This window comes from Bacillus canaveralius (genome assembly GCF_002860125.1).
GTDB classification, from domain to species: domain Bacteria; phylum Bacillota; class Bacilli; order Bacillales; family Cytobacillaceae; genus Bacillus_BJ; species Bacillus_BJ canaveralius.
In genome coordinates, this window is the sequence record NZ_PGVA01000092.1 from 1 (window position 1) to 16,369 (window position 16,369).

A 16,369-nucleotide genomic window follows, 5' to 3' on the forward strand; every position below is an offset into this window, starting at 1 on the left:
TGACACTTACTCGGGTTGGACTTTCACCAACTAGCAATTAACGGCTTGCTGGGCACGCGTAAATAAAAAACTCTAACCTTCACGGTTAGAGTTTTCGTCAGGAAGCTTACGCTTCTTGAGCTGCTGGATATACGCTCACTTGTTTGCGGTCACGACCTACACGTTCAAACTTGACAACTCCATCAACTTTAGCGAATAGGGTATCGTCGCCGCCACGGCCTACGTTTACTCCAGCGTAGATTTTTGTACCACGCTGACGGTAAAGAATTGAACCGCCGCTAACGAATTGACCGTCTGCACGCTTAGCGCCTAGGCGCTTGGAGATTGAGTCACGTCCGTTCTTTGTAGAACCTACTCCCTTTTTAGAAGCGAAAAACTGAAGATCTAATCTTAACATTTGTTCCACCTCCTAGTTATCTGAAGTTAATTTTTATATAATTTCCGTAATCTCTTTCAATGGTTTGCAATGAAATGACCATGCCTTCAAGGAGCAATTGCACTTTCTCTTGTGTTTCAACCGGGAGATCCCCGGGAATTTCACATCGGAGAAAACCATTCTCTCCTTGTTCGATAACAGGTTCAATGCCCGTTAAACCAATAATTGAATTAACAGATCCAAAGGACACAGCAGAAATACCTGCACAGACAATGTCTTCCCCGGGATCAGCAAATTCAGCATGTCCACTCACGATAAATGATTGAATCATTCCGGTTTCGCTACGATTAATCGTAATTTTAATCATCTGATTTAACCTTACGCGTTGATTTTTTCAATCACAACTTTTGTATACGGCTGACGATGACCTTGCTTTTTACGGTTGTTTTTCTTTGCCTTATACTTGAAGACAATGATTTTCTTTTGACGGCCTTGTTTTTCAACTTTTCCTGTAACTGTAACACCTTCCACTAATGGACTGCCTACTTTTACATTCTCGCCGCCAACGAAAAGAACCTTCTCAAAAGTAACCGTTTCGCCTGCCTCAGCGTTAAGCTTTTCGATGAAGATCGCTTGACCTTCTTCTACTTTGACTTGCTTCCCGCCAGTTTCGATAATTGCGTACATGAACTGCACCTCCTTATAGACTAAGACTCGCCATCATCAGGCGTTTTGCAAAGAAGTGCAAAAACTTTCAACCTGTTCTGAGCGGTTGTAGCACGGGTGCGCTACAAACATAACATGAAAAATAATATCATATTCCACAAGTCTTGTCAACCCGTCACAATAACATTCCAAAGAGTGAAGAATACTAAAAAATAATTGTCATGATCGCTCTGCTTTTTCTTGAATTTCTTCTCTTTTTCCAAATTGACGGATGTCATAGTGAGGTTTTTCAGAATTAGCACTTAAAAAGAATATTTTTATCCCTAATGCTGATTCGAGCCGTTCTATGTGCTCGCCGTGTTCTCCGGAAAATACTTTCTTAACTGATTCAGAAGCATGCACAAGAACCGCTTCATAGTCAGACAAACGGTACTCCCACAGCTCCCGTTCGAGCCGGAAAGCGGCCGTTTCCGCACTGATGACTCTGCCGCTCCCCTCACATTCCGGGCATTTTATCGTCAAAGCTTCAAGAATCGACTGCTTTGTCTTCTTGCGGGTCAGCTGCAAAATTCCAAGCTTCGTAAAGCCGATGACCCTTGTCCTCCGTTCATCTTTAGCAAGCTCAGCCTTTATTATTCGAAGCACATCGTCCCGGTCTTCATCAAAGTCCATATCAATAAAATCGATTAAAATTATTCCGCCGATGTCACGGAGCCGGATTTGCCTGGCAATTTCCCGTGCTGCCAGCAGGTTGGTTTCGACAACGGTTCTTTGAAGATCATGCTTGCCGGAAAACTTCCCAGTATTCACGTCGATAATCGTCAGAGCCTCTGCTTCATCAAAAATTAAATAAGCGCCGTTGTCGAGCCAAACCATTCTTTTTAACGCCTTTTCAATCTCTTGCTCGATTTTATATTCAGCGAAAATGTTCGCATTTCCGGTATAAAGAGACACTTCTGCACGATCGCTCCCAGTCGATAGAAAAGTGACAAGTTTCTTTTTAAGAGCGAAATCATCGACCACGATTTCAACGGGTTCGGCTTTTTTCAATTCTGCATAAAGCTCTTCGATAAATGGCTCATTTTCGACGAGTACGCCCGGCTTTTTCAGCGCTTGTTCTTGCGCTTGCAGCAGTTCATACCGGTTTCGCAATCCGTCCAGCTCCAAAGCAACATCATCACTCGCCATGCCGGCACATGCAGTCCGAAAAATAAGCCCTTCCTGCTCCCTTTTTATCTGGTGCCCGAATTGACGCCATTTTTCCCGTACTTCATCAGGCAGCTTTTGCGAAACAGCTACATATTTACCGTTCGGCATGTAGACAAGCCCGTCACCGTGAAGCTCGATAATTCCGGTCAGCCGCGGTCCTTTCGACCCGGCTGCATCCTTCTCAATTTGGACGAGCAGCCTTTCGCCCTGGTGAACAAACGCCGAAATAGGGCTGTTCTGCTTCAAGCCCTTTTCTTCATTGGACAGGACGTAGGAAGGCAGCTTGTCACGATGCAAATAACCAGCACGGTTTTCACCAATGTCAATAAACGCGGCATTCATTCCCGGCAGAACCTTCGTAACGATTCCTAAATAGATTCTGCCGACAGCAGACCGCGATTTCGGCTGTTCGATAAATAAGCGATCGATACGGTTCCCTTTTAAAAGCGCAAATCGTTTTTCCCTCACACCATAATTAACAATCAATTTATCCAAAGTTTCTTCCTCACTTTTTCTTTTTGCTCATCCTGTTCAAGTTCGGGGATCCATCCGGATGAAAATCTGTTTAAACCACTTCCTTAACAATTATCCTACTCCTAATACGGATAAAGCAAATCACCAATCCTCGCAGACAGAAGCTTTTCTGAAAAATAAGCATGCAAAAGCTCAGTTTCATCCAATAAACCCTGTTCTTTGCCATTTTTTTCGATGATAACCGGGTGCTTACAGCCTCTTTGAAACCGTTCAAGTACGTTTATGATAAGCTCTTCTTCATTTACTTTTAAAGGTTTTAAGCTGCGAAACTCACTATTTTTCCCATAATGGCGTTCAAGCAAAAATCTCATAAACACGTACTGTTTTTGTTTCCACTCCCCATGAAGAGAGAACAGCAGAAAGCCAACGACGATCCAAACGTTTAAATTGCCTGGTACTGTGAATAATACGATTGCGGTAAAAATGGCGATACCGATAACCGACGCCAACAGCGTTCGTTTATGGGCTAATGGAAATGGATCTCGCAGCGACAGCAACAAAAATACAAGCTTGCCACCGTCTAATGGCCAGATTGGCAGTAAATTAAAAATAACCACCATTAAATTGTAATCGATAAACAGCCAAAACCAATGCTCTGGCAACCAGGCAGCCTTATAGAAAAGAAATGCGAGCAGGGCAAGCCAAATATGCTGTAAAGGGCCAGCCAGGACCACGACCGCTTCTTCCTTAAGCGGACGATTTCCGTGCTCTTCCATCTCCGCTACACCCCCAAATGGAAGAAGCGAAATCCGTGTTATCCGCCAGGAAAAAAAAGAGGCCGCCGCCGCATGCCCCATTTCATGAACAAAAATAATCAGCAGCAGCATGGATAGCTCTATAAAATGTCCGGTCACAACCGCTAACGCGATGATAAGCCACAGCAATGCATGGATATGAACCAGTTTGCACAACGCGATAATTTTATTCAAAGCGGATCACCGGGACAGGATCGACAAAATTATCCCCTTTTTTTATGGCAAAATAAAAGACACCTTTTGAGCCGTCAGTCCCTTGTGAGACTGTTCCGACCGTGGATCCTTTCTCAATAAAATCATATAATTCCACATCAATCTCTTCCAGATTTGCGTACCAGGATTGGCTTGTATCACCATGCTGGATAATCACCGTTTTTCCGAATCCCTCTTTTTCGCCGGCGAAATTTACGAAGCCTTCGTTCATGGCCTGTACCGCCGCTCCAACACCCGTCTCAATCATGACCCCCTGCCCGTTTACATCGAAATCCTCAAGGATTTTCCCTGAGGCCGGCAGCGCATATTCGGAATCTAATTTTTCCGTTTTGTCTTTACCCGAGTCTTCTTTAAAAGGGAGTAGGGCAAGCGGTTTTCCAAATTGCTGTTCATACCATTCCGAGACAGCCGCAAATTGAAAATCATCATTCATGGATTTTTTGACAAAACTGCGGACCGGCTCCAAAGATCCAGCCTCGCTGCGGAAAATGATCGCCATCATTAAAACAAGACAGGCGGAAGCCAATATTTTAAACAGGAAAAATTCCTTGCGGAACAGGGGGTGCTCCCCGTCGCCCCGTCCGCTTTCAAATGAGGAAATTTTCTCAAACCCGTACCGTTCCTCATCTTCAGCCCAAAGCGGATGTACCGGATTATGTTCGGTTAACTTGTCTCTTTCTCTCTTTCTCCTTGCAATCCTTTTTCGAATATCATCGGCTCTGGAACGCATTTTATCCCCACCAATCCCTTACACCAGTTTGTACAAGTGTATGAGTTGTCCGTCACGAGTATGACTTTTCGTCGAGAGATCGTCCCTGAAAGGTTGACTGTTTTAATGATAACCCCCGCGTTTCAATCCTAAATCCGGCTCTATGTAAATAAGTAAATTTCACAATGTAATAAACTAAACCGGAAAAATGAATACTATCTTTTGTTTATATAACTGTTTGTTTTTCAATTAAAGAATTGCTTTATGAAATTCATTCAAATATAAAAAACCGGGACTACCCCCGGTTCGAAAATCAAGATATGAATTTTATATCTACTTTACGCCAAAAAAGCGTTTTAATTTTGAAAAAACACCGTTGTCGGTTTCTTCAAGAGGCTGAAGCGGAACAGACTCGCCTAAAATGCGGCGGGCTATATTCCGATATGCGATTGAAGCTCTGCTGTTCGGATTTAGTACGATTGGTTCACCGTGATTGGAAGCTTTTATCACTTCATCATCATCGGCAACAATGCCAATCAAGTCAATCGATAAATGGGATGTAATTTCATCGACATCGAGCATATCACCATTTTTCATCATATGGCTGCGAATCCTGTTAATGACGAGCTTCGGTGATTCAACGTTTTCTTCTTTCTCGAGCAGCCCGATGATCCTGTCTGCATCGCGGACAGCCGATACTTCCGGAGTGGTTACGACAATTGCCTTATCAGCACCGGCGACAGCGTTTTTATAGCCCTGTTCGATTCCGGCAGGGCAATCGATAACAATATAGTCGTAGTCCTGTTTTAGCTCATCAACAAGCTTCCTCATTTGTTCGGGCTGAACAGCCGATTTGTCACTTGTTTGCGCTGCTGGAAGAAGGTAAAGCTTGTCTTCAAACCGTTTATCTTTAACAAGTGCTTGATGAATCTTGCATCTTCCTTCGACCACATCAACCAGATCATAAATAATCCGGTTTTCCAGTCCCATTACAACATCCAGGTTGCGAAGGCCGATGTCGGTATCAACCAGGCATACACGCTTTCCTTGCAGGGCCAAAGCCGTTCCCAGGTTGGCAGAAGTTGTTGTTTTGCCAACTCCCCCTTTACCGGATGTCACTACTATTGCCTCTCCCATACTATCGTCCCCCTTCCAATCTAGTTAACTCAGGTCTAAGCTGAACTAAAGCTTGCAATCTATCAACAACGATTTGCTGATTTTCATTTATGTATGCGCATTCCATTTCCCGCTTATCCCCTTCCGGATATTGGTCTGGGGCACGATTGATACAATCATTGATCCTCAATTGGGAAGGCTTCATCACCGAAGCGGCAATCACTGCCTGTCCGTTTCCCGACCGTCCTGCATGGGCCATTCCTTTTAAAGCACCCATAACAAAGATATTGCCTCCGGCTGCAACTGTTCCTCCGGGATTGACATCGCCAATCAGCAGTAAATCTCCTGGCACTTCAAGAATTTGGCCAGAGCGGACAATGCTTGTAATCGGAAAAATTTCACTGGCGGCTTTTAAGCGGTTTGCCTCTTCAATCGTAATAACATTCGACTGTATTTCTTCGACAACGAGGTTTTTTTTGTGACGGATAAGCTCTTTCATTTCTTCTTTTTGTGTTTCGGTCAAATAGCGGTTGCCCACCTTCACCTTTACGGAGATAAGGTGATTATCCTCATTCCCCCGATAGCTCACGGAAAGCTTTTCGTCCATCTCCCTCTTTAAAGCCTCATAAGAACAAGAATCATCGAGATGAAGCGTTAGCCCGTCCTTTGTTCCTTTAATCGTAACATTTTGCATTTTTTTCATGTCAGCAAGTTCACCTCAATAGAAAAGATTTCGACAGAATATGCCGAAACTCCTTCTTGCCACTTTTATTTAGAGTAAAAGGTCTAGCGGCACAGAGGCCGATTTTAGCAATTAATCTTTTAAATATTCCGCAAACCTTTCAAACTGCTTTTTCAATGGAAAAGCAGCAATGATCGTGAATGCTAAATTTAACACCAATGTTGGCAGCCATCTTAGAAAAGTAAACATTGAAAAATCGATATTTGTCCGGTTGATTAATAAATTGGCTCCATATACAGAAAGCTCAAGCAGGGCAACTCCGAACAGCGACACAAATGTCATGATAATAATATTCGCATGCAGAACCTTCATTATTCTCGAAACGATATACGCCATGACCGGAAACAGGAACAAATAGATTCCGATAATCTCTGTATAAACAATATCAAAAAGTCCGCCAAAAATCAGCGCATAAATGATTCCATGCTTAACGCTACCATAAATCGTCAAGAAAAACAGAGCAATCATCAAAAAACGCGGTACGAGAATACGCTCACTGTTAAAGATTTCTGCAGGAAGCAATTCTACAAATGTACTTTCAATCACAAAAAAGAACATCAATAAAACAGGAATAAGGAATCTTCTCACAGTTCCTCCTCCTCGCCATCTGCCATGTCCGTTAATTCAGGCCTTGTAATGCTGCGCTTCGCGACCATCACATGCTGAATATCATAAAGGTTTGCGCTTGGCTTCACATAAACGGTTTGGGTGAGGCCAAACTGATCCGGCTTCACGTCAACAACCTTGCCAATCTCAAGCCCGCCCGGAAACACGCCACCAAATCCTGACGAAGTGACAATCTTGTCTTTTTCTATTTTAGCATCAAAAGGGATATTTTTTAATAGAAGCAATTCTTGTTCTTTATCGTAGCCTTCAATCGTTCCGTGGTATGGTTTTTCTCCTTCGCCAAACACCGAAGCCGAAATCCGGTTTGTCGGGTCCATTGAACTCAGCAGCTGCACGGTTGACGATAATCCGTTGACACTTTTCACCTTGCCGATCAGCCCTGTTGCCGTGATAACCGCCATGTCGGGCTCGATTCCATCCGTTTTCCCTTTATTGATAATCAGCAGTTCGTGCCAGCGATCCGGGTTTCTTCCAATTACCGTCGCCTGCTTTGGTTCATAATCCCGCAACGATTCTTTCTTGCCGAGTATTTCATTAAGCTCTTTGTTTTCCTTTTGAAGTTCCTGTACCTCTACTTCAAGCTTAGTCAAATCATCTAGCCGTGCTTTCAATTCTTTGTTTTCATGATATGTATTTTGCAAATCGTGCACATTTTCAAAAAATCCGGCAACATAGTGGGCCGGTCTTGAAACAAGGGATTGCACCCAGCCGGTTGTGTCCTTGATGAACTGCTCCGGCCAGGTTAATTGATCTCTTTCCCTTAAAGAAAATCCAATCAATGCCACGAGAACAATGATACTGACGAGCAGTAAAATCAAACGTTTATTAAAAAAGAACTGTGGCATGACTTACACCTCTACGATCAGCATTAGCGAGAATCCTTCGCTCTTGTTTTAAATAAATGAATATGGTCAAGCGCTTTTCCCGTTCCGATTGCAACACAATCGAGCGGGTTCTCGGCAATTAAGACCGGCATTTTTGTTTCATCGCTTATCACCTTGTCGAGATTTTTCAACAGCGCACCGCCGCCTGTCAAAACAATTCCCCGGTCCATAATATCTGCAGCCAATTCCGGCGGAGTTTTTTCAAGTGTCAGCTTAACAGCGTCAACGATCGAATAAACTGTGTCATGCAAAGCTCTGGCAATCTCTTCAGCAGTTATCTCCATTGTTTTTGGCAAACCGGTTAACAGGTCACGGCCGCGGATTTCCATGTTGCCTATGCCTTCCGGATCTCCGGCTGAGCCTATTTCGAGTTTAATCATTTCAGCAGTTCTCTCACCGATCATTAAATTGTAATTTTTGCGGATATAGTTGATAATCGCATCATCCATCTCATCCCCGGCAATACGAATCGATTGGCTTGTAACGATCCCGCCCAATGAAATGATTGCCACTTCGGTTGTCCCGCCGCCGATATCAACAACCATGCTACCTGTAGGTTCCCAAACAGGCAGGTTGGCACCGATGGCAGCTGCGAACGGTTCCTCTATGGGATAAGCGTCCCGTGCTCCCGCCTGGCGCGTGGCGTCAATGACAGCACGCTCTTCCACAGCAGTAATTCCTGACGGCACACAGATCATTACATATGGCTTTCCGGCAAACCAGCCTTTGTTTTTGGTTGCCTGATTAATGTAATATTTCATCATTGTAGCGGTTGTTTCATAATCAGCAATTACGCCGTCTTTCATTGGCCTTAATGCGACGACATTGCCCGGTGTACGTCCAATCATGTTTTTCGCATCGTTTCCGACCGCCACAATGTGTTTTGTATCTGTTTGCAGCGCGACAACGGAAGGCTCCCTGAGGACGATTCCTTTGCCTTTAACATATACCAGGGTATTCGCTGTGCCCAAATCGATTCCAAGATCTCTTGTCCCAATTCCAAACATAAATTATATCTCCCTTTCTGATACTTAAGCAAAATGCAAATAAGATGTTTATCCGGTTTTCATTTACCCGCTTATCCTTTATTGTCGAAAGAACGCTGCGAACAAGGGCGAAAAGGCCGGTGCAACGATAGTTTTAACGTTTTAAAATTCACCTGAATGGCGATACTGGATGGTTTACAGTCTTAATCCAGCCTGCAAAAATCATAAACAATATTATAGCTTATCGTCAAATAAAAACCTAGTGTCATAAATACCCTTTTTCTTTGAGGCTGACAAATTTATTTTCTCCGATAATTAAATGATCAAGCATTTCAATGCCGATTATTTTCCCGCATTCGGCGAGGCGCTTTGTGACTTCGATATCCTCCCTGCTCGGTGACGGATCGCCGGAAGGATGGTTATGCACACAAATAATCGATGCTGCCGACCTCCGGAAAGCTTCTTTGAAGTAGGGTAAGAACCCAGTGCCTTTCTTAGTTTCCTAAGTAGGTTTCCGAGAACTCCCCTCCAAACCGTACGTACTCCTCTCAGAGTATACGGCTTTCCATTTATCAATCTAACTTCCCATTGTGAAGGTCATGGTGGCATTTTTCACACATTGCAATTGTTTTGCGATTCCTTGCAATCATGAACTGCTCCCATCGCTTTTTCCCTTTTAGGTTCTTAAGTTTATTGACATGATGCATTTCTAATGGTGTGTTCTCCGCTCCACACCATTCACACTTATCTTCTAAAAGGCGTTCGACAAGGCTTGTCCTGCCACCATATTTTACTGTTTTCGGTTCTATATCAACCTCTTCACTATTTATCCTAGTATTCTTCTCCATTCTTTGGTCAATGAAATATGCAATACGTTTTCCTTCTTTCGTCTCATAACGAATACCAAATTTACCGTTTATTGAAAATTTGTTTATTGTTTTGCTAACGGTACTTTTGTATTTATTTGCATAAGTCTTAATCATGCTAAATTTCATCGTTTGACGAAAGGATTGGAGAACATGTACGTTACTCGCCAATCTGTAGTAATTATACAGTCCTCTTATTTCCGCATTGTATTGTCTTATAATTTCCAAGTCATCGCTGTGGAGTAAATTTGTCCTGTGAATTGGTTTCCACTGATTATTTTTTCCAAGACTTAAGGCACCTAGACTAATGAGTTTTTTGATGTATTTCTCATGGGGGACAAAAAGTTTGGCTTGAAAGTTAAATTTCCTTTTTTGAGTGCCGTTAGGCATTTTCATTGTTTGCCAATCTCTTGCTATTCTTATATCATAACCAAGAAACCTAGCGTTGTTTTTACTGTGAGTGATCAACGTCTTCTCCGCACTTAGTTCAAGTTTTAGTTTTTTTGCGAGAAATTCAGTTAAATCCCGCTTGATTTTTTCTGTTTCTTCTTTACTTGCAATGACACCAATCAGGAAATCATCTGCGTACCTCACATATTTCATTCTACGGTAGTTTGGGTCAAACAGGTCTTTGCTATCATTTGTAATTAGCTCTTTATACAGCTGCTTTACTTCATTTGCTCTTTCAGTTCGTGTTTCTTTACCTAATTTTGACCATTCATGTTTATTTTTGTATTTTCGATAGTTAATTTTTGATGCCAAGTTATGATAGACAATATTATGTCTTCTTTTATCACCATTGTTGAATGTTGAAGTATATTCTTCTATGAAGTGGTCTAATTCATTAAGGTAAATATTCGAGAGTATCGGGCTTATAATTCCACCTTGTGGGGTCCCACTAAATGTTTTATGAAAAACCCAATCTTCCACATAACCAGCACGCAAAAATTTCCAAATCAAGTTGATAAATTTTTCATCCTTGATTCTTTTTCTCAAAATGTTAATGAGAGTATGATGGTCGATATTATCAAAGAAACCTTTTATGTCACCTTCAATAAACCACCTGGTGCCTGTGAAGGTATTTTTAATTTGTTTAAGAGCAGTATGACAGCTTCTGTTTGGTCGAAAGGCATGTGAGTTTTCAGAGAAATTAGGTTCATAGATACTTTCAAGAATTCTTTTAGCTACTTCTTGAACTAATTTGTCCTCAAAGGTTGGTAATCCTAATGGTCTTAGTTTCCCATTCTTTTTTGGGATATAGATTCTTCGTGCAGGATTCGGTTGGTATGTCTGATTTCTGAGTTTTTCAATAAGAGCATTTATTCTCTTTAAACTCATTCCATCTATGGTATCCTCATTGATTCCTTTGATGTTGCTACCTTTATTAGGGTAGATTTTGTCATATGCGTCTAGGAAGAACTCAATGTTATAGAGATTTCGATACAGTCGCTGGAAATCATAGTTCTTATCGTTTGTTTTGGAAGTTAGACTGTTTAATACTACTTTCGGATTTCTCATAGAGCCTCACGCTCCTTCCCAATTTTGTATTAAACTCGATAAACTACTCTCCTTCGCCATGTAATAGGCTTTCCCTATCTCGGACTACTACGAGAGCTCCGTTGCCATATTGGATATTCAGACACTATTGTCATAGCCATTATTGGCTTTCCAACTTAGACAATCCCCATTTAGACATTTAGAAACATAGCTTTTCATAGTTTCGGATGTGACTTTCGCTCGTTTCTTCCATATAGAAGTTGGACGAAGTAGTATCACTTCATGTTCCTCGAAGTTTTTAAGGAACATGCATACTTCACACAGCGTTTATCGTTACCTCCCGCTGAGGGTCCCCGTAGTCCTCCTTGAGCTATCATTCAAGCAATTCAGCTTTCATCCTTGTCTATGAATTTCATCTCGCCATTCAGTCGTGCCTTGGTAACTAGACAACTTATGGCTTTGCCAACATGCTACACTCCCCGCTCAGTTTCCCTTACGGATAAGATGGCTGATGATAGGGTATAAATTTGTGATATTTCCCTACTGCTTTGCTAAAGCAGATTTTCTAAAGCCCTTATGGGCGCACAACCTCCCTAGGGTGAACGATCGAGGCATTCAAGCTCCCGATAAAGATTGTCTGCCTATGCAGCACCTGGTTTTTTGTATTGAGGTAAAGACAAACAAAATGCTCCTGGGACAGAAATCTCATATCATTCATTAAGAATTTCGCACCGTCCTCAGGGGAGCGGATCACATAACGGTCATCGTAGCAAAGATTGGCGATCCGCCTGCCAAGCTCAACAGCTGCGAGGACCTGGATCGCTTTTGCCGTTCCGATTCCTTTGATAGCTGTAATTTCTTCTAATGAAGCATCCTTTAACAGCCTCAGACCTTCAAAACTGGATAAAACCCTGTTTGCCAGTTGCAGGACAGATTCCTGCTTTGAGCCAGTTCGCAGCAACAGCGCCAGCAGCTCGTGGTTTGACAAGTTTTCCGGGCCATTCTGGACAAAGCGCTCGCGGGGACGTTCATCCGCGGGAAAATCTCTAATCATTAATTCTGTGCTCAATTAAATTCCTCCCTGTTCGCCGATTGTGACGAGGGAGAGCTACCAGGGCAGCAACGAAAATCGCCTAAAACTGCTCGTTAGAAAGCTACAGTCAAATTCATGTGTTTTTCGGGATGCAGTTGCAGCCACCTAACAAAACAGACTTAAAACGGTAATTCGAAGCCTGCCTTTCTTAATTCTCGAACCGTTCTGGAGACCGGCAATCCCATTACGGAAAAAAAATCGCCGCTAATCTCTTTGACAAGCATGCTTCCAAGACCCTGTATTCCATATGAACCTGCCTTATCAAACGGTTCACCGCTGTTTATATACGTTTTGATTTCGTCATCGGTTAACTCCCAAAACGTCACATCGGTTTTTTCATAGAACTTTACGTTTTTTTCATTGCCAATAATCGATACGCCTGTAAAAACAGCATGGGTTTTACCCGATAGCTGCCTTAGCATCGAGACCGCGTCAGCTTCGTCCTCAGGTTTTCCAAGTACTTTTCCTCCAGAGACAACAATCGTATCTGAACCAAGGATAAAAGCAGACGGAAATTTCCTGGCGACAAAGCGAGCTTTTCGATCGGCAAGCTCGGTGACGATCTCCTCCGGACTTAACTCCGGATCATAGCTTTCATCAACATCACTGCCTGAGATTTCGAATTCCAGATGAAGATTTTCAAGGAGTTCTTTTCGCCGTGGAGAAGAAGAGGCTAAAATGAGGCGCTGCATTGAAATCACCTTACCTTCACAATTGCATGATCATTAGAGAGATACAAGCTTATCGTACCAAACTTCCCTGTTTCTAACAATTGAAAAAGAAGAAAATAGGAAGTTTTTCTGCTTTTTTTCCGACTTACGCTAATCAACACGGTTTTGCTAGTCTTCCAAAACTAAATGAAGAGCCTGCCAAAAGTATGAGCAGACTCTGATAATTTGTCCTATTTCCCAGAAAATATACTATTCGATTATGATTTACAGAGCATTATAAGCTGCAAGAACAGAAAGCAAACTTTTCTGTAAAGCTTGTTGTGAATCAGTACCTGGAGATTTTCCATAAAGTTGTGCTTGCTGCAAGCCATTTTCCAGTTCAACTTTGAGTGTTTTGATCTGATCATTCTGCAATGCATCAGCAGGAATATTGCGCAATGTTTGTGTGTGTGTATTGACTTTGTCAGTTAGTGCAGCATCCAAGGACTGGGAAAGGGTTGCATGAGTGCCGGCTGTCGCAACATCGGAGTAGACTGAAGCAGTGATCTCGAGCAGCTTTACTTCCCCTTCCGTTAAGCCGCTTGCTTCTTCGCCCCCGATTTCCAGTGGCTTGGCATATATTTTTAATCCTTGTTTCTGCAGATTTATCCCGATGCTTTTTGCAGCCTTAAGGCTGTCTGCCACTGCGAGAAAAAGAAAGGCTTGTCCATTCATTTCAATTATTTTTCCAACAGCCCCCTTCTGCTCGGCTGCTGCCAAAGCTGCTTTTGCTGCATCGGTGGTTGTATAAACGCCTTCTTGAACCACAAACGTTGTTATCGGTGCAACCGAGGCTGTTGCTGTACCTTTGCCAGCCTGTTCCTGCCCGCCCTGGTTCGCTTCTTGTCCAGTTGGAGCATCCTTAACTGCCTGTTCTGTTGCGACCAATTTTAGCATGATGAAGCCAAGGCTCACTCCCAGCAGCACAGCAAAAAAAACAGACCAAAAGAGCGAAGAGAAATCCCTCTTCGAAATTTTCGGGCCTGTCTTTTGTTTAAAGGCGTTCCAGCCACTTTGTTTCTTTTGCTTCGTCATATCTTCAATTGTATATTCCTTTATGTCCTGTTCAAAATCCGGATCAGGAAGAATCCAATCGAAGCTTTCATCAACCGTCTCCCGCCCGGCCGCTGCTTCTTCGTGTGGAGGTATTTTTGAAAAATCGGCTGGAGCTTTGTTTACATGGCTTGCCTGATCTTGATTTTGCGAATTTTCCTTATAGGGACGGTCACTGCCGTTTATTTTGATCGTAATCGTTTTGCCATTTTCATGCTTGTCCACTGCTTGCTCTCCCTCCAGTCGATGCAGATTTGTTTCATCCTAACATACCGGATAAAAAAAATAACAAGACTTTTGTCGTCTTGTTACTGAATGCTTTCGTCAAATTTTTCGTGAGGCGTCAAGGGCAGATGAGCCGGTTCCTCTTTCAATATATTTCTTTTTTTTCGCGCAAACCATTCATATTTAAGGCTGATTATGGTTTGCGTTCTTTTCGGAAAAACGGCTGGTCGGGTCTTTCTTATTCGATTGTTCAGGAGCGGCGAGGGGCGGCAGTTCTTTCTTCAGGTCTTCCAGCCCGGGATAATAATAAGCTGCGATCGTTAATTCAAACTCAAGCAGCCCGGGTGTCTGCTCTACAGAATAGATCTCCTCCGGCGCAGTGAATTGTAATTGTTCCACATTGACGATTCTTTTTAAGCCTTCGATCACTTCAATAAAACTTTCCATCTCAAAGTAAGTATCCGCTTCTCCGGCAATCACTACGGTTGTTTTTTTCATCCCGTTCGGAAGAGCTTCATGACTGGCTTCTTCACTGCGTTTGCTGGTTTGGATATTAGCTTCGCCGGTCTCTTCACCGTCAGCTATATTTTTATTATCCGTTTCGGCGGGCTCGATTTCTTCATCGGTCCCCGGCCCGTTTAGCCTTATTTCTTTTACATATGTATCTGAAATTATTTCTGCCCTCTCAATATCAAGGAGCAATTGATCAAGCATCCGTGTCACCGGCATCCGGCGTTGTAGCTCCATCGTGCTTAACGGAGGTTCTTCATCCATTTGTTCCAATCTTTCTTGGATGATTTTTAATTCGCCTTCCGCCAGATTTAAATCGGATTCTTTTCTTTGCAGTTGTTCATTAAGAGGCAGCAAAAATGCATAATAGCTTCCAAGCGCTATGCCCCCAAACAGCAATAGCACGAGAACGGTGATCAGGATTTGTTTTTTCGTCACTTCTCGATTCACGGGGTCTCTCCCCCTTCTTCCGCGTCGGCACTTCGAGGGCCGGCTGCCTCACTATATGCTTTTTTTAACGCAGGAATATCGAGCTTAACTTCATATTCAGCATAGTATCTTGGCAGATATTCTTTTTTGCCTATTTCTACAAGCTCTTCATCCGATACGCCGGTATTATTATTCAAAACATCCCAGTCGCCGGCTTTCGTTTCCTTCACGATTGCTTCCTTGACCCAGTCAACGTTTACTAAAGCGTTCAAATAATAGGCAGCCTCGCTTTTTTTATCAAATTGAACAACCTGTTGGATTAAATATTCCTGATCAATTGCGAACTCGGTAATAAACCCTCTTTCAGGGAGAAGTCTTGTCAGCTCCTGCAGTAAATACACGGTATTTACTCGCTGATCGCCAGCCCGGGTAATTGCGGTTTCCAATTTTTCTACTGAATCGACAGATTGGTGATCAGCTAATTTTTTTCCTTCCACCTCAATGATGCCGTTTGTTAGGCGGAGCTGATTTTCAATCGATTCCAGATCTTGTTTGCGCGCCTCCAGCTGCCAGTAAAAGACCGCTATCCCAGCTATAAGTACAGCAGCCGCGACAGCCAGCAAAATGGCAGCTGTTTTGTTTCTTGGTTCTTTCTTCGGGAGGAGGTTGATATCTGCGAGCATGTCTAAACCTCCTTCAATCCTAAGCCGAGATTGACGTGAAAGGGAGTTAATAATTTGTCTGGTGATCCTGTTATCGCTCGATTCGTTATTTTCTCCGCCCTCACAGAAAAGCGCTTGTTCAGTTCGGCAAAGATTTCATCGAGCCATGGATGGTCGCCATCGACAATAATCTTTGTGACCTGGCGGCTGCCCTGGTTTAAAGAGTAATGGTAGAAATTCATGACTCGGTCAATTTCCTTGTAAATGTCTTCAAGAGGATTAAGAACCTCGCTCCTGCTGCCAGTCAATTCGAATTGTTCCGTTTTGTAATTCCATGCTGAAGCGTCAGTGTCCATCCCGATATGCCTCATAAAAACGGGTAAATGGTTCTCAAAAATGCTGACATTTACAGTTTGCAGATCAAACTGGATCATCATCAGGATGGTATGAGTAAAATGTTTGTAGGAGAATTATTTCCCTTCTCATCCAGATAATGGCGTAGCCGTT

17 protein-coding genes, 2 pseudogenes and 1 other annotated feature are annotated in these 16,369 nt (G+C 42.9%); all 19 genes and pseudogenes read right to left on the reverse strand.

Going from position 1 to position 16,369, the window contains the following annotated elements; genetic code table 11:
- Positions 1-106 precede the first annotated feature (106 nt).
- The 19 genes and pseudogenes from rpmA to CU635_RS22605 all read right to left on the reverse strand — a co-directional run bounded on the left by rpmA (position 107) and on the right by CU635_RS22605 (position 16,218).
- The gene (gene rpmA, locus CU635_RS22515; RefSeq protein WP_101579594.1) at positions 107-397 is read right to left on the reverse strand and encodes a 50S ribosomal protein L27; all 291 of its coding nucleotides are present in this window, start codon (positions 395-397) and stop codon (positions 107-109) included.
- Between the two features lie 16 nt (positions 398-413).
- Positions 414-743, reverse strand: a complete 330-nt coding sequence (locus tag CU635_RS22520) for a ribosomal-processing cysteine protease Prp (protein WP_101579595.1) — start codon at positions 741-743, stop codon at positions 414-416.
- 11 nt (positions 744-754) lie between these two features.
- Positions 755-1,063 carry a 50S ribosomal protein L21 gene (rplU, locus tag CU635_RS22525; RefSeq protein WP_101579596.1) on the reverse strand — a complete coding sequence of 103 codons (309 nt, stop codon included), beginning with the start codon at positions 1,061-1,063 and terminating at the stop codon, positions 755-757.
- 13 nt (positions 1,064-1,076) lie between these two features.
- Positions 1,077-1,160 (reverse strand) — a sequence feature (ribosomal protein L21 leader region).
- A gap of 101 nt (positions 1,161-1,261) precedes the next feature.
- Positions 1,262-2,746 carry an Rne/Rng family ribonuclease gene (locus tag CU635_RS22530; protein WP_101579597.1) on the reverse strand — a complete coding sequence of 495 codons (1,485 nt, stop codon included), beginning with the start codon at positions 2,744-2,746 and terminating at the stop codon, positions 1,262-1,264.
- Between the two features lie 101 nt (positions 2,747-2,847).
- Positions 2,848-3,714: a M50 family metallopeptidase gene (locus CU635_RS22535; RefSeq protein ID WP_101579598.1), complete on the reverse strand. Its 867-nt coding sequence runs from the start codon at positions 3,712-3,714 to the stop codon at positions 2,848-2,850.
- Positions 3,707-4,483: a M23 family metallopeptidase gene (locus CU635_RS22540; RefSeq protein ID WP_101579599.1), complete on the reverse strand. Its 777-nt coding sequence runs from the start codon at positions 4,481-4,483 to the stop codon at positions 3,707-3,709. The genes CU635_RS22535 and CU635_RS22540 overlap by 8 nt, the downstream gene beginning before the upstream one ends.
- Before the next feature lie 312 nt (positions 4,484-4,795).
- A complete protein-coding gene (gene minD, locus CU635_RS22545; protein WP_101579600.1) occupies positions 4,796-5,599 on the reverse strand; it encodes a septum site-determining protein MinD in 804 nt (267 codons plus the stop codon).
- 1 nt (position 5,600) lies between these two features.
- Positions 5,601-6,281 (reverse strand): septum site-determining protein MinC, encoded by a 681-nt coding sequence (gene minC / locus CU635_RS22550; RefSeq protein WP_101579601.1) that lies wholly within the window; start codon positions 6,279-6,281, stop codon positions 5,601-5,603.
- A 111-nt stretch (positions 6,282-6,392) separates the two neighbouring features.
- Complete coding sequence (gene mreD, locus CU635_RS22555) at positions 6,393-6,908, reverse strand: rod shape-determining protein MreD (protein ID WP_101579602.1); 516 nt, start codon at positions 6,906-6,908, stop codon at positions 6,393-6,395.
- Positions 6,905-7,792, reverse strand: coding sequence for a rod shape-determining protein MreC (gene mreC, locus CU635_RS22560; protein WP_101579603.1), 888 nt, complete (start codon positions 7,790-7,792; stop codon positions 6,905-6,907). The genes mreD and mreC overlap by 4 nt, the downstream gene beginning before the upstream one ends.
- Before the next feature lie 23 nt (positions 7,793-7,815).
- Positions 7,816-8,838 (reverse strand): rod shape-determining protein, encoded by a 1,023-nt coding sequence (locus CU635_RS22565; RefSeq protein ID WP_101579604.1) that lies wholly within the window; start codon positions 8,836-8,838, stop codon positions 7,816-7,818.
- Positions 8,839-9,082: 244 nt separating this feature from the next.
- Positions 9,083-9,286: pseudogene (locus CU635_RS22570) on the reverse strand (JAB domain-containing protein); the annotation flags it as partial.
- 103 nt (positions 9,287-9,389) lie between these two features.
- Positions 9,390-11,201 carry a reverse transcriptase/maturase family protein gene (locus tag CU635_RS22575; protein ID WP_101579605.1) on the reverse strand — a complete coding sequence of 604 codons (1,812 nt, stop codon included), beginning with the start codon at positions 11,199-11,201 and terminating at the stop codon, positions 9,390-9,392.
- 559 nt (positions 11,202-11,760) lie between these two features.
- Positions 11,761-12,234 (reverse strand): annotated as a pseudogene (gene radC, locus CU635_RS22580) (RadC family protein); the annotation flags it as partial.
- A 158-nt stretch (positions 12,235-12,392) separates the two neighbouring features.
- Positions 12,393-12,965 (reverse strand): Maf family protein, encoded by a 573-nt coding sequence (locus CU635_RS22585; RefSeq protein WP_101579606.1) that lies wholly within the window; start codon positions 12,963-12,965, stop codon positions 12,393-12,395.
- A 243-nt stretch (positions 12,966-13,208) separates the two neighbouring features.
- Entirely contained in the window at positions 13,209-14,261 is a 1,053-nt protein-coding gene (locus CU635_RS22590) for a stage II sporulation protein B (protein WP_101579607.1), read from the reverse strand.
- Between the two features lie 183 nt (positions 14,262-14,444).
- Complete coding sequence (locus CU635_RS22595; RefSeq protein ID WP_101579608.1) at positions 14,445-15,221, reverse strand: pilus assembly protein PilO; 777 nt, start codon at positions 15,219-15,221, stop codon at positions 14,445-14,447.
- Entirely contained in the window at positions 15,218-15,883 is a 666-nt protein-coding gene (locus tag CU635_RS22600; protein WP_101579609.1) for a fimbrial assembly protein, read from the reverse strand. The genes CU635_RS22595 and CU635_RS22600 overlap by 4 nt, the downstream gene beginning before the upstream one ends.
- 2 nt (positions 15,884-15,885) lie before the next feature.
- Positions 15,886-16,218: a type IV pilus biogenesis protein PilM gene (locus tag CU635_RS22605; RefSeq protein ID WP_101579610.1), complete on the reverse strand. Its 333-nt coding sequence runs from the start codon at positions 16,216-16,218 to the stop codon at positions 15,886-15,888.
- Positions 16,219-16,369 lie beyond the last annotated feature (151 nt).